Origin of the sequence: Azospirillum sp. SYSU D00513, from assembly GCF_017356015.1 — a bacterium.
Lineage (GTDB): Bacteria > Pseudomonadota > Alphaproteobacteria > Azospirillales > Azospirillaceae > Azospirillum.
The window spans coordinates 1-12,252 of the sequence record NZ_JAFIQV010000039.1 but is presented as its reverse complement, the minus strand read 5'-3'; the positions used below and the strand labels follow the sequence as shown (position 1 = coordinate 12,252).

General features: G+C 62.0%; 11 protein-coding genes and 1 pseudogene. 8 read left to right on the top strand and 4 right to left on the bottom strand.

Features of this window, described 5'->3' with window-relative positions; all coding sequences use genetic code 11:
* Positions 1 to 26: 26 nt before the first annotated feature.
* Both JUB11_RS24395 and JUB11_RS24390 read right to left on the bottom strand, forming a co-directional pair.
* Positions 27 to 494: a DoxX family protein gene (locus tag JUB11_RS24395; protein ID WP_207461393.1), complete on the bottom strand. Its 468-nt coding sequence runs from the start codon at positions 492 to 494 to the stop codon at positions 27 to 29.
* 319 nt (positions 495 to 813) lie between these two features.
* Positions 814 to 2,013 carry a crosslink repair DNA glycosylase YcaQ family protein gene (locus JUB11_RS24390; RefSeq protein ID WP_207461392.1) on the bottom strand — a complete coding sequence of 400 codons (1,200 nt, stop codon included), beginning with the start codon at positions 2,011 to 2,013 and terminating at the stop codon, positions 814 to 816.
* 221 nt (positions 2,014 to 2,234) lie between these two features.
* On the opposite strand from JUB11_RS24390, the gene JUB11_RS24385 reads away from it, so the two are divergent.
* Positions 2,235 to 4,946, top strand: a complete 2,712-nt coding sequence (locus tag JUB11_RS24385) for a carbohydrate-binding domain-containing protein (protein ID WP_207461391.1) — start codon at positions 2,235 to 2,237, stop codon at positions 4,944 to 4,946.
* Between the two features lie 97 nt (positions 4,947 to 5,043).
* Here the strand turns inward: JUB11_RS24385 and JUB11_RS24380 are convergent, their stop codons facing one another.
* Together JUB11_RS24380 and JUB11_RS24375 are read right to left on the bottom strand one after the other, a co-directional pair.
* Positions 5,044 to 5,625, bottom strand: coding sequence for a PIN domain-containing protein (locus JUB11_RS24380; RefSeq protein ID WP_207461390.1), 582 nt, complete (start codon positions 5,623 to 5,625; stop codon positions 5,044 to 5,046).
* 22 nt (positions 5,626 to 5,647) lie between these two features.
* A complete protein-coding gene (locus JUB11_RS24375) occupies positions 5,648 to 6,094 on the bottom strand; it encodes a helix-turn-helix domain-containing protein (RefSeq protein ID WP_207461389.1) in 447 nt (148 codons plus the stop codon).
* A 177-nt stretch (positions 6,095 to 6,271) separates the two neighbouring features.
* Here JUB11_RS24375 and JUB11_RS24370 point away from each other — a divergent pair, with 177 nt between their 5' ends.
* The 7 genes and pseudogenes from JUB11_RS24370 to JUB11_RS24340 form a co-directional block, all read left to right on the top strand.
* On the top strand, positions 6,272 to 6,409 hold the full coding sequence (locus JUB11_RS24370; protein WP_207461388.1) for a hypothetical protein: 138 nt from the start codon (positions 6,272 to 6,274) through the stop codon (positions 6,407 to 6,409).
* Between the two features lie 175 nt (positions 6,410 to 6,584).
* A pseudogene (locus JUB11_RS24365) lies at positions 6,585 to 7,810 on the top strand (ISAs1 family transposase).
* A gap of 67 nt (positions 7,811 to 7,877) precedes the next feature.
* Positions 7,878 to 8,462, top strand: coding sequence for a recombinase family protein (locus JUB11_RS24360; RefSeq protein WP_207461387.1), 585 nt, complete (start codon positions 7,878 to 7,880; stop codon positions 8,460 to 8,462).
* A gap of 864 nt (positions 8,463 to 9,326) precedes the next feature.
* Complete coding sequence (locus tag JUB11_RS24355) at positions 9,327 to 9,833, top strand: hypothetical protein (RefSeq protein ID WP_207461386.1); 507 nt, start codon at positions 9,327 to 9,329, stop codon at positions 9,831 to 9,833.
* Positions 9,834 to 10,124: 291 nt separating this feature from the next.
* Entirely contained in the window at positions 10,125 to 10,958 is an 834-nt protein-coding gene (locus JUB11_RS24350; RefSeq protein WP_207461385.1) for an FRG domain-containing protein, read from the top strand.
* Positions 10,959 to 11,503: 545 nt separating this feature from the next.
* Positions 11,504 to 11,989, top strand: coding sequence for a transposase (locus JUB11_RS24345; protein ID WP_207461384.1), 486 nt, complete (start codon positions 11,504 to 11,506; stop codon positions 11,987 to 11,989).
* A partial coding sequence (locus tag JUB11_RS24340) for a transposase (RefSeq protein ID WP_207461383.1) occupies positions 11,953 to 12,252 on the top strand: 300 nt, incomplete at its 3' end. The genes JUB11_RS24345 and JUB11_RS24340, both read left to right, overlap by 37 nt.

Below are 12,252 nucleotides of genomic sequence, written 5' to 3'. Positions count from 1 at the left end.
CGTTTCGCCTGTCGCTTGCCCTGTTTTCAGAGGGGCAGGCCGAGGCGGCGGTCCAGCGAGAGCTTGTCGCCGCCACGCAGCAGGACCGCGATGGCGAGCAGGCCCCACATCAGCGGGTACTCGTAACCGCCGGCGGTCCAGAAGAAGCCGTTGGGCAGATGCACGCCGAAGGCGGCGACCGCCATCAGCACGGCGATGGCGAGCGCCGCCGGGCGGGTCAGCAGGCCGAGCACGAGCGCCAGGCCGCCGAAGAACTCCACCAGACCCGCCGCCAGGGCGAAGAGCCAGCCGGGGTTCATGCCGAGCTGCGAGGCGAAGAACTCGCCCGTGCCGGCGATGCCGTAGCCGCCGAACCAGCCGAACAGCTTCTGCGCGCCATGCGGCATCAGAAGCAGGCCCGTGGTGACGCGGACCAGCGGGTAGCTGAGGCTGCCCAGCTTCTCGGTGATGGAGGACAGGTCGGGGGTCGTGGTGGCGGTGTGCTGGATGGTCATTGGGGTTCTCCTTACGATCGGCTCCGCTCGGGAGCCCGGGGTGAGTGGCGCGTCCTGCGCCGTTCGTGAGGTAAGGAGTACGGTCTTTCGGATCGGCGATAAACGCCGGGGTTGGAACAGGATTGTTGCGAATGAAGCAACGAACGTGACGCTCGCCATACCTGCAAAGCGATGTTTCAACAGAAACAACCACTTATCCGTCATCCCCGCGAAAGCGGGGATCCAGGCCGGACAAGCGCTTTTCCGCGAAGCATCTGGATTCCCGCTTTCGCGGGAATGACGGAAGAATGCTTTCTTGCCAGTAAGTTGAAGCGTCCCATCACCCCACCGCCGCCCCCAACCGCGCCGCCAAGTCCCCCCTATCCCCCACCCGGATGCGCTCCAGCCCGAGCCAGCCGGCCATGGCGCGGAGTTCGGCGGCCAACGCTTCCGCTGTGTGGGCCGGGGCGTGGGGTTCGGCGTGGGTGGCGAGCGCGTGGAGGGTGCCGGCGGCGCGTTCGGCCTTCAGGTCCACCCGCGCGACGGGGCGGTCGCCGAGCAGGAAGGGCAGCACGTAGTAGCCGTGCTGGCGCTTCTCCGCCGGGGTGTAGATCTCCAGCCGGTAGTGGAAGTCGAACAGCCGTTCCGTGCGGGAGCGCTCCCAGACCAGCGGGTCGAAGGGCGACAGCAGGGCGGCGGCGTCGGCGCGCCGGGGCAGGCGGGCGTCGCGGTGCAGATAGGCCGGCGCCTTCCAGCCCCGGACGGCGGCGGGAATGAGGGTTCCATCCTCCACCAGCTCGGCGATGCGGGGTTTCACGTCCTCGGCGTCCAGCCGGAAATAGTCGCGCAGGTCGCCCGCCGTGGCGATGCCGTGCGCCTGGGCGGCGAGCGCCAGCAGCCTCCGGTGCGCCTCCGCCTCGTCCGGGGTGGGCAGGGCCAGCACGGCAGGCGGGATCACCCGTTCCGGCAGATCGTAGAGCCGCTCGAAGCCGCGCCGCGTCCGGGTGGTGATGCGCCCGGCCCAGAACAGATACTCCAGCGCGCATTTCGCGTCGCTCCAGCCCCACCAGCTCCCGCTGCCCCGGCTGCCCTCGATCTCCTTGGCGGAGACCGGCCCGCGCTCCGCCACCAGCCTCAGCGCCCCTTCCACGAAGTCCGGCCGCTCCGCCGCGATGCGCGCCAGCCGGCCATAGATGCCCTGGCCCCGCGCGGCGCGGTCCATCCGCCAGCGCAGCAGCGGGTGCAGCTCCAGCGGCAGCAGCGAGGCCTCGTGCGCCCAGTATTCGAACAGGCTGCGCCGGGCGCCCCAGGCCGCGCTCTCCAGAAGTTCCGCCGGATAGGCGCCGAGCCGCGAGAAGAGCGGCATGTAATGCGCCCGCACCAGCACGCTGACGGAATCGATCTGCAGAAGGTTCGTGCGGGCGAGGACCCGCGCCAGGTGGCCGCGGTTCACCGGCCCGTCCGGGCGCGGCTTGCCGAAGCCCTGCGCCGCCAGCGCGATGCGGCGGGCCTGGGCGGGGGAGAGGTCGAGTGGGGTCATGGCCGTCCGTCGCGCTGCAAGAAATGGCTTTCCGCCCGGACCGCCGGAGAAGCGGCCGTCAGGCCCGGAAACCCTGGAAATTCTCCATGGGTCCCAAACAGGACCTCATTCTGAACCCGAATATTATCACGGCAGACTACCACTTTAGAAAGGGAATGCTCAGAGGGGAGGCGGTACCAAGGGGGTAGGACTACCGCTTTATTGCAGATGGATTGAACGGCATGGCCTCCCCGATCACGAGCACCCTCACCATTACGGCCTGGCGCAGCGGCACCCATTACAAGGACCCGCATTTCAAGCTGCTGGTGGACGACAAGGTCGTCGGCGAGGCGTATGTCAGCGCGACCGCCGCCAAGGACTTCACCTTCAAGGTCAGCGTCGATCCGGACGAGGCCCACAAGATCCAGGTCGTTTACGACAACGACGATCCCGCCCGCGACCTGCATGTGCGGGGGATCAAGATCGACGGGCAGGAAATCCGGTCGACCTCCCAATACGCCTCCTACGACAAGGGCGCGGTGGACGGCATCTATGTGGTGCCCGGAGCCGAGGGGCTGTACTGGGGCGGCGCCCTGACCTTCGGCGTTCCCGAGCAGTTCTTCGGCGGCGCCTACGTGCCGCCGCCGGCCCCGCCGGCCCCGGTGCTCAAGACCGTGGACGTCATCGTGAAGGCGTCGAACTCGCTCGGCGGCGGGGACAGCGCGCATTTCAAGCTGCTGCTGGACGGGAAGATCATCGGGGAGGGCAACGCCACCTCCACCACCGCCCAGACCTACGCCTTCAAGGCGGAACTGGACCCGGCCAAGGCGCACAAGGTGCAGGTGCAGTTCGACAACGACCACTACGCCAACGGCCTGGACCGCAACCTGAACGTCGATTCGGTCACCATCAACGGCCATGTGCTGGCGCCGACCGGCTCGGGCGTGAGCTATGACCGCGGCGCGCTGGACGGCGTCGACGTGCTGGCCGGGCAGCGCACCCTGACCAGCAACGGCACGCTGAGCTTCACGGCCGGCACGAACCTGCTGGGCAACGCCCCGGCGGCGAAGGCGCCGACGGAGGCCGCCTATTACGTCGCCGAGAACGGCAAGGACACATGGTCCGGCCGTCTGGCCGCCCCCAACGCCGCGGGCACCGACGGGCCCTTCGCCAGCCTGGAGAAGGCCCAGGCCGCCATGCGCGCGACCAGCATCGACACGACCTACGTGCGCGAGGGCACCTATCACCGCACCAAGACGCTGGAGCTGACCAGCCAGGACAACGGCGTCACCTTCAAGGCCTATCCGGGCGAGACGGTCGTGCTGTCCGGCGGCGAGGTGGTGAAGGGCTTCACCCACGAGGGCAACGGCGTCTATTCGGCCAAGCTCGCCACCCCGACCGACTTCGACCTGACCATCGGCGGGGAGCGCCAGCGGCTGGCCGAGAAGGGCAACTGGAACCCGGATGACCCGACCGCCGGCTGGTTCTTCGCCGACGCGGCCAGCGGCGGGGCCAGCGGCACGGCCCTGCGCTACCACGGCACGGAGATCGTCCGCGGCGACATCGCCGCCGGCACGAAGATCCAGGTGTTCGACACCGAACGTCTGGAGGACGCCATCCTGGAGGTGAAGGCCATCGACACGGCCACCCGCACCATCACCTTCAAGACCGACGCCGGCTTCGCCCTGCGGGAGGGATCGACCTTCCGCCTGCTGGACAACGCCGCCCACGTCAACAAGGCCGGCGAGTTCGCCTGGCGGGAATCCGACGGCAAGCTGGTCTTCAAGCCGGAAAATCCCGCGACCTTCCAGCAGGACGGCGTCGAGGTGGCGCGGCTGGACACGCTGATCAAGATGAACGGCGCGTCGAAGGTCACCATCGAGGGCTTCACCTTCACCAACACGAAGGCGGGCGGTGACGCGCTGGACATGATCAACGCGGATTACAACCAGATCCGCGACAACAGCTTCTCCAACGTCGGCACCGGCATCTCCCTGGAGCTGGGCTCCTCCAACAACCTCATCACCGGCAATGACCTGGTCCATCTCGCCAAGCATGGCATCGAGATGAATTACGGAAGCAACGCGAACCGCATCACCGCCAACGACATCGCCTTCATCGGCGAGATCTACAAGCATGTCGGCGGCGTGTTCGGCTTCGGCGTCAGCAACAACGTCATCGGCCACAACGACATCTCCCACAGCGCCCGCTACGGCGTCTCGCTGAAGAGCTGGGGGACCGACACCCTCATCAAGAACAACGTGATCGAGTACAACCGGATCACGGACACGTCGCTGGAGACCGCCGACACGGGCGCCATCGAGACGCTCGGGCGCACCGGGGCGGACACCGGCACCATCATCCGCGGCAACTACATCGACGGGGCGATGGGGCTGGCCACCAACGGCAACGACCAGTGGCTGAAGGGCTGGAAGGGGTTCGGCATCTACCTCGACGACATGTCCGGCGGCACCACGGTGACCGACAACATCGTCCAGGACACGAGCTGGGCCAGCATCATGATCCACGGCGGCGACAACAACAAGGTCACCAACAATATCGGCATCCTGGCCAACAACAAGGAAGACTTCATCTGGGTCGCCACCGCGAACCCGTCGCACGGCGCCAAGGCCGTGCCCTACAACAACACGATCCAGAAGAACATCGTCTACGGCGAGCTGCCGCTGGACGACTACACCCAGCTGGAGGCCGCCAACAACCCGGTGGTCAACAACAACCTCGTCTACAACGTGCCGAAGTTCGGCAGCGGCGACACCATCGGCAACCCGCTGTTCGAGAATTTCTGGGCGGGCGACTACTCGCTGCGGGACAGCTCGCCGGCCTACAAGCTGGGCATCCACGACCTGAACTGGACGGCCATGGGCAACGCCTCGCCGCTGGCCGGGGTGAATGACGTGGTGGTCGTCGGGGCGGGGGACTCGTTCTTCTTCTGACCCTTGCGCGGAGAGGGGCGGGCTCAGCCCGCCCTTGAGGAGGCAGGCCGTGTCCGGCGGGCGTGAGGAGCGCTCGCGGGGCACGGCCTTTCTGCCGTCAGATCCGGTGCTTGTGGGCGGCGAGCGCGCCGGCGACCGCCGGCAGCCCGACCTTCGGCCCGGCGAGCAGGGCGAGATAGCCGTCCGGTGAATAGGCCGGCCTCGTCATGCTCGCCCGATGAGCCTTTGCGGCGGCCAGCACAAGCGCCGGGCTGGTCTGGAACAAGCTCTGGCAGAAGGCATCGGGCCGCACCGTGCTCATGCCGTAATGGTCCAGCACCGTCGCGGCGAAATCCGGGATGTTGTGCGTCAGGATGACCGCCGCCTGTGCGGCGACGCCGGTCGCGATCACATGCGCGTCCTTCCTTTGCGCGGCGGTCGAGCACAGGGCGGTGATCCTCGCCAGCTCGGCCGGGTCGGTCGCGCAGTTCGCCGCCGGAAAAGCGCGTTCCATTTCACGGCGCCTGTGCTGCAACGCGCTGAGCGGAATGCCGTAGCGCGCGTGCAGGTTGCCTGTCCATTCCTCGTGGATCGCGTCCGACCACACGGGTTCGAAGGCGTTCGCCTCCGCAAGGCAGAGCAGAAAATCCGTGAGCTTGCCCTGGAAGAGCACGCAGGCGTCGATAACGACCAGGGCCATCCGGGCAGCTTCCGCGACTCGTTCAGAAGTCGTAGGTTTCGGATATCCTTGCGATCTCCGTCAAGCTCTCCCGGCGCGTGACGGCCTGGGTCTCCCGGTACGCCAGGACCTCCGCCCGCGACAGCCGGTGATGGGTGTTGACCTTGCGGGCGCGCAGATGCCCCTTCTCGATCAACCGCATGACCGACGGCCTGGACATGCGGAGCAGATCGGCGGCCTGCCGGGGGGTGATCTCCTCCTCGGGAGACATGGCTGTCGCGGTGTCCTGGGGCGCAGAGACCATATCCACGATCTTCGTCACGCTCCGCAGAAGGTCGATGTCCAAATCGAGGGTGCCGGCCTCCGTGTGAACCGCGACCGTCGAGGTTTTCTCCGGTGCGTTGCGGATCAGGGAGCGCAGGTGATCAGCCGCACGACGGGCGTTGGCGATGTCGGCGTCGTCGATCTCTCGGGCAAATTTGACCAGCATGACGGAACTCCGGTGCGCGACCCACCATACATAAATGGCATCTGCACTATTTGCAACAAGTGCACGATCTGCACACGCCCTACTCGGTTAGCTTTGCAAGGCCGTTCATTGCAGGGCATCCCTGGCTATGCCAGCAATGGCAATCGACACGCCTGAAATGATTGCCAGGACGCCCACATGGCGCGCGGCGAGACCATCGGCGAAGCGACCGAACGCCTCGGGAGCATCCCCGCCGCCCAGTCCGCCATGGAACATCGCCAGCGCGACCCGGCGAAGCTGGTGCGGCTCCTTGCTGCCCAGCCTGCGTCTTTCTAACGCCCGATTTTGAGACAGCCCATCCAGCCCCCGGCCAGCATAATGCGCCGAAGTGTCAAAACCTCTGTCAAAATGGCGGGCCGTTTGGTCAGGGCTCCGAACTCGGGTTAACGAGGCTTTACGCTTGTAAGGGCTTCTGATTCGGTGGGGTCGAAACGACCTTGGGCGAGAAGCGATGACCTCTCTGGATGCCGATTTTGGTGAAACCTCGCGGCTGAAAGCCCATCTGAAGCATTTTTCAGTGATCGAGGACCCGCGTGAGCCCTGGCGGGTCATCTACCCGATGACGGAGATTCTGCTGCTGACGGTGTGCGGGACGATCGCGGATTGTGAGGACTACGAGGCGATCGTGGCGTGGGGGAGAGCCGGCTGGAGTTTCTGCGGCGCATGCTGCCCTACGAGCGGGGGGTGCCGAGCGGCCGCTGGCTGACCCTGTTCATGAACCGGATCAACCCGGCGCTGTTCCAGGACTGCTTTGCGGCCTGGGTGCGCGAGGCCTGGCCCGACCGGCCCGAACTCGTGGCCATCGACGGCAAGACCTCCCGGCGCAGCCACGACCGCGGCACCGTTCAGCCGCCGCTGCATCTGGTCTCCGCCTTCGCCACCACCAGCCGGCTGGTCCTCGGGCAGGAAGCCGTGGCCGACAAGGCGAATGAACTCGCCGCCATTCCGCCGCTGCTGGAGCGGCTGGGGGCGGACGGCGGGCTCAAGGGCGCGGTCGTCAGCATCGACGCCATCGCCTGCAACGCCACCATCGCCCAGGCGGTCCGGGACGCCGGGGCGGAGTATCTGCTGGCGGTCAAAGCCAACCAGCCAACTCTGCGCGCGGAGATCGAGGACTATTTCACCACGGCTCCGGCGTCCCTGCTGGAGCAGGTGGTCAGCGTCGACAAGGGCCATGGGAGCATCGAGCAACGGACCGTCACGCTCGCCCGGGAAGTGGACTGGCTGCAAGGCGGGCGCCGCTTTCCCGGCGACCTGCGCCTGCCCGACGTCGCCGCTCTTGTGCGCGTGCGCAGCCAAGTCGAGTTGAAGGACCGCTGCCGCTTCGAGACCCGCTACTACATCACCTCGGCCAAGCTCTCCGTCCAAGCGGCGGCCGAGGCGGTGCGCGGCCATTGGGGCATCGAGAACCAGCTCCACTGGGTCCTCGACGTCGTGTTCAACGACGACCAGTCCCGCCTGCGCAAAGGCCATGGCGCCAAGAACATGGCGGTCGTCCGGCACTTCGCCATCAACCTCGTCCGAACCGCCCCGGAGCCCTTGAGACAACGCTCCGGCTTGCGCCGCCGCACCTCAAAGCCCGCTCAGCCCAAACCGATCAGCATCAAGCTCAGACGCAAAATCGCTGGATGGGACGCCGAGTACCTCAACGACATCCTCAACGTAAAAATTCGTTAACCTGGATTCGGAGCCCTGGCCGTTTGGTTTGATGGTTCTACAAGTTTAGACAGGGTACAGCGGGAAGATGTTGATAGGGTATGCTCGCGTATCGACGGTTGATCAGACCCTTGAGGGGCAGACCGATGCCCTTGCATGGGCAGGCGTTGAGCCCGGACGCATCTACACCGACAAAGCAACCGGAGCCCACACCGATCGCGCCGGCCTCGCGGAAGCAATGCGAGCGCTCCGCCCAGGTGACACCCTGGTTGCCGTCGCATTGGACAGGCTCGCCCGCTCCCTCAAGGAGCTGATCGGGCTGGCGGAGCGGATCGAGGCAGCTGGCGCCGGCCTCCGGATCCTGAACCAAGGAATCGACACCACCACACCTGGCGGCCGGCTCGTGTTCCACATGCTGGGCGCCATTGCGGAGTTCGAGCGCGCCCTCATCAAGGAACGCACCGCCGCCGGCCTACGGGCCGCCAAGGAGCGTGGTCGGCGAGGGGGGCGCAAGCTCAAGCTGTCGGGCTCCAAGCTCACCGCTGCCCGCGCCATGTGGGCGGACCCGCGCCTTACCGTTGATGACATCGCTGAGCAAGCGGGCGTTTCGCTGAAAACCCTGTACCGCCACCTTGGGCCACGCACGCCTGTTGCAGGCCCAGCAGCTAGCTAAGGTGCTAGCTTACGCATCTCGCCAGGAAGCGAGAAAAATCAAGAGAGTTCTGTTGTGGATAACGACATTAGGGAGCTTGCGGCATTCTGAAACCTACCGTCTAATAGCCCCGTTGCGCATACCAAGGCTCTCCAAAGGCCCTGGAACAACGAAGAACCCCCGCTGGTTTGGTCACCAGCGGGGGTTCTTGCTCCTAGTTTTTACGTGTCCAGTACACGAAATAAGTGCCAAAGAGCTGTGATCAGCCTTAAGCACCGATCAAACCATTCCATGGCATTGCGCATACCAAGGCTCTCCGTTGCTAACATGGTCGATGGATGCGTTTGGACCGCATCCACCCACAACGTATAGCGGCCTTGCCCCTCCAGCAACGCCATAAAAAGGGGTTTGTTCTAGTGACTGTCAAAAAAAGGACTTGCCCGGAGTTGCCCACAGAGGCTTGGGGACAGGCCCTTGGAAGCCCTGGAATCCTTCGCTTTAGGGATGTTACCCACAGCTATATCCCCGATTCGAATCGCTAGATTTCGTGGTTTCCGCGCGAAGCACCAACCATATGCACCCTGATTTTACCTGTTCGGATGGGGAGCAGCACAAGATATGGAGCCACAGATCGCCGAGGTATGCAGATATTCGTCATTAGGTCCTATTGTGATACTATATCTAGTGTTCCGCGCTGCCTAGCACAGCCGCAGCAGCTGATGCTCATGAGACCGCCGTCCCTGTCTTGAAAAGGTGACCTGAAGCCATTTTGTTAAATGTTAAAGATAGGAGATTGTTTTGCAGAGTGAAGGCTCAGAGACAATCAACGTTAGAGATATAATCTTTTACACCGGAAAGGTAACCCGGTTCAACGGAGAGATTTTCGTGGAAGGCAAGAGGAGGCCAGCTGTACTATTTTTAAAAGATTATATTAAAGGCGAGCGAGTGCATCTCGCAACTCCGCTAAACTCTTCAACGAGTGAACTTTGGTGCGGGCCAGTTGCTCGTTATTGTATTCTTCCAACAAAGAAATATGTTGATCACCTTAAATCGCTGTCAGAAGATGAGCTTGAATCTTTCTTAAGAGTTAGGAGCGTAGATTCTGCCAGGTTCAAAAACCTGCGAGAAATCTCTCAAGTAGCTGTTAGTAATTCATTTTACGTTAAGCCTGTTAATGTCTGCAGTAAGTTCGGCAGAGTTGATGGCGTGGACTATGAGATTATCCGAGAGATGTTTAAAATTATCTTGAGTGGCTGGAGAACAACCCAGGAAAGTAGGTACGCTAATCATCGCGCTAAAATCGCGCTTGCCAGCGTACTCCGGCTCGCCAGTCTGCGCCAGCGGGACGCGGACGGGACGCGGACGCTTCTGTCTCGAAAAGGCGAAGAATGATTGCTGCACCCCTACTCGTTTACCGCGATGGAGAGCAGAAGCTGTGGGACACATTCCAGTTCGCTCAGATTCCCTCCCCTGGGGACGCGATCAACATCACCAATCACCAGGACCGAGTGCAGAGGCTGCGGGTGATGTACATAGCTCACGAGCCGCTATCAACGGACTCCGCTGAACCTGATGGTCATGAATTGGCCTGGGTACATGCTGAGTGGGTGGATGAGTTTATGTGAAAACGCGCAGCCGCTACCGATGCCCTTACACCTAACTCTTTCTTGAGAAGGTTCGACCATGAATATGGATGAAGCACAGCAATATGAGAGTGATGATATCAAGGAAATTGATGGCGATAGAATTAATAACATTCCTGATTACCTGGTGTGGGTCAAAAACAAGGTAAACCGGCGATTTGGAATTCAAAAATCTACCATTTCTCCATGGTTCCGTGGAGAGGCTAACGCGGCCTGGAAATTGAAACCAAGTCTATACAGGTGCGAGGTTTCGTATGAATTTGAAAGGGAGATCCTACGCGATTTCAAGCTTTATGCAGCTGAATTTCTTGACCATCGCGAACGGTCAGATATAGATTGGCTGTTTCTTGCTCAGCATTACGGAATACCTACTCGCCTAATAGATTGGAGCGAAAACCCTCTTGTCGCCTTGTTTTTTGCTGTTAATGACTGTAATACTGATGTCGATGGGAAGATAGTATCAATCAACCCTTGGGAACTCAACAAGTCGTCGATCGATATGCTGTCGGTTCCGACAACTGATAGCCCAATTTTCAAAGAATACGTTATAGATCTTACAAACAAAGATCTGCCAAGATCGATTGTTGCTAGAAGGCCAATTGCAATCCGTCCATATCATGTGTTCCGTCGTTCAAATGCTCAGTCAGGAATGTTCACAATACACGGTGTAGATACAAAAGCTTTAGATCAAATGTCGTTTGTTCGCCGCAACAAAGCGGCATGTTTTCGATCCATTCTTGTAAACGGAAAGCAAAAGCTTGCTATAAAGAAAGATCTTCTATCGCTTGGGATATCGCATTCCGCATTGTTTCAGTCCATAGATGATGTTGCGAAGACAATTCGGTTTCGATATTCAAGGGAGTTTTTTCGGTGATTATAGAGCGAGCTGTCTTTACAGCGCGTTGTATTAAATATGACGCATGCTAGACAGCGTACGCGCCTCACCGAATGACTTGACCCTCCAAAGCGATGCAGACTTAACGCAATCCGCTGTAAGTGGATACTGCTGATGTCAGATTATTCTTTGAATAATCTTTATGCCATTGCTCTACCATGTTGGCCACTATCTCGAAAAGGCGACGCTATACACCAGGAGCGGATTACCGAGCCAGATGGCGTGATCGGATCGCCTCGCGCCACGATCGACGCTATGAGGGCACAGATAGAGGCGGCCGAGCGCAAATATGGCCTCCTCCTGTTGGAGCGAGCGATCCTTGAGGCCTCCCGCCCAAACCCCGTCTTAGAGCGTCTTGCTTGAAGTATGAATCGGGCTTGCGCTAGAGCGCCGTGCGTTAAATCTGAAGCAGATATACCTGCGCGCTCTTTTTATCTGGCTGTGTAACGCTCCTAAGCGATCCAGATTTAACGCAGCTCGCTCTAGGTGCTCCGGGTGTGATTCACCCTCCTTGGAGGTGGATCATGGGCCATGGCTATTCCGCGGATCTTCGTGTCTGGATTTATGGGGACATTGAGCAGGGCAGCTCGCGCCGGGCTGCCGCGCGCCGTTTCGGCGTGAGCGCCAGCACCAGCATCCGGCTGGCTCAGCGCATGAAGAAGACCGGCTCGCTGGAGCCGGCGCCGCAAGGGCGCCCGCCCGGCGGCGGCAAGCTGGTCCCCCATGCCGAGCGCCTGATCGGCTGGGTGGAGGCGCAGGGCGACATCACCATGCCCGAGTTGGCAGCCAAGCTGAAAGACGAGTGCGGGGTCACGGTTCATCCCGCCTCGCTGTCGCGCTTCCTGCTCACGCGCGGCTTCACCGTAAAAAAACGCTGCTGGCGAGCGAAGCCGAGCGCGCTGACGTCGCCCAGGACCGCCGGACTTGGCAAAACAGCCGCCAGCCCCGCATGCGCGAGGAGCCGGACCGGCTGGTGTTCCTCGACGAGACCGCCACCACGACCAAGATGACCCGGCTGCGCGGACGGGCACGGCGCGGCCAGCGGCTCAAATCCAAGGCTCCCTTTGGCCATTGGGGCACCCAAACCTTCATCGCCGCCTTGCGCAGTGATGGCCTGACCGCCCCCTGGATCATCAAGGGCGCGATGAACCGAGCCCTCTTCGACAGCTATGTCGAGACCCAACGGGACTATCCGGAATTTCGTGCTCGGCGGGGGTATGCTGAGAACGGAAGGAGCCCCCGATGGCACGACGCAAAGAACCGATTATCCCCG

Excerpts from the sequence above, each read along its gene's own strand:
- JUB11_RS24350 (WP_207461385.1), top strand. The coding sequence starts at position 10,125 with ATGAATATGGATGAAGCACAGCAATATGAGAGTGATGATATCAAGGAA.
- JUB11_RS24360 (WP_207461387.1), top strand. The coding sequence starts at position 7,878 with ATGTTGATAGGGTATGCTCGCGTATCGACGGTTGATCAGACCCTTGAG.
- JUB11_RS24375 (WP_207461389.1), bottom strand. The coding sequence starts at position 6,094 with ATGCTGGTCAAATTTGCCCGAGAGATCGACGACGCCGACATCGCCAAC.
- JUB11_RS24370 (WP_207461388.1), top strand. The coding sequence starts at position 6,272 with ATGGCGCGCGGCGAGACCATCGGCGAAGCGACCGAACGCCTCGGGAGC.
- JUB11_RS24385 (WP_207461391.1), top strand. The coding sequence starts at position 2,235 with ATGGCCTCCCCGATCACGAGCACCCTCACCATTACGGCCTGGCGCAGC.
- JUB11_RS24345 (WP_207461384.1), top strand. The coding sequence starts at position 11,504 with ATGGGCCATGGCTATTCCGCGGATCTTCGTGTCTGGATTTATGGGGAC.
- JUB11_RS24395 (WP_207461393.1), bottom strand. The coding sequence starts at position 494 with ATGACCATCCAGCACACCGCCACCACGACCCCCGACCTGTCCTCCATC.
- JUB11_RS24390 (WP_207461392.1), bottom strand. The coding sequence starts at position 2,013 with ATGACCCCACTCGACCTCTCCCCCGCCCAGGCCCGCCGCATCGCGCTG.
- JUB11_RS24380 (WP_207461390.1), bottom strand. The coding sequence starts at position 5,625 with ATGGCCCTGGTCGTTATCGACGCCTGCGTGCTCTTCCAGGGCAAGCTC.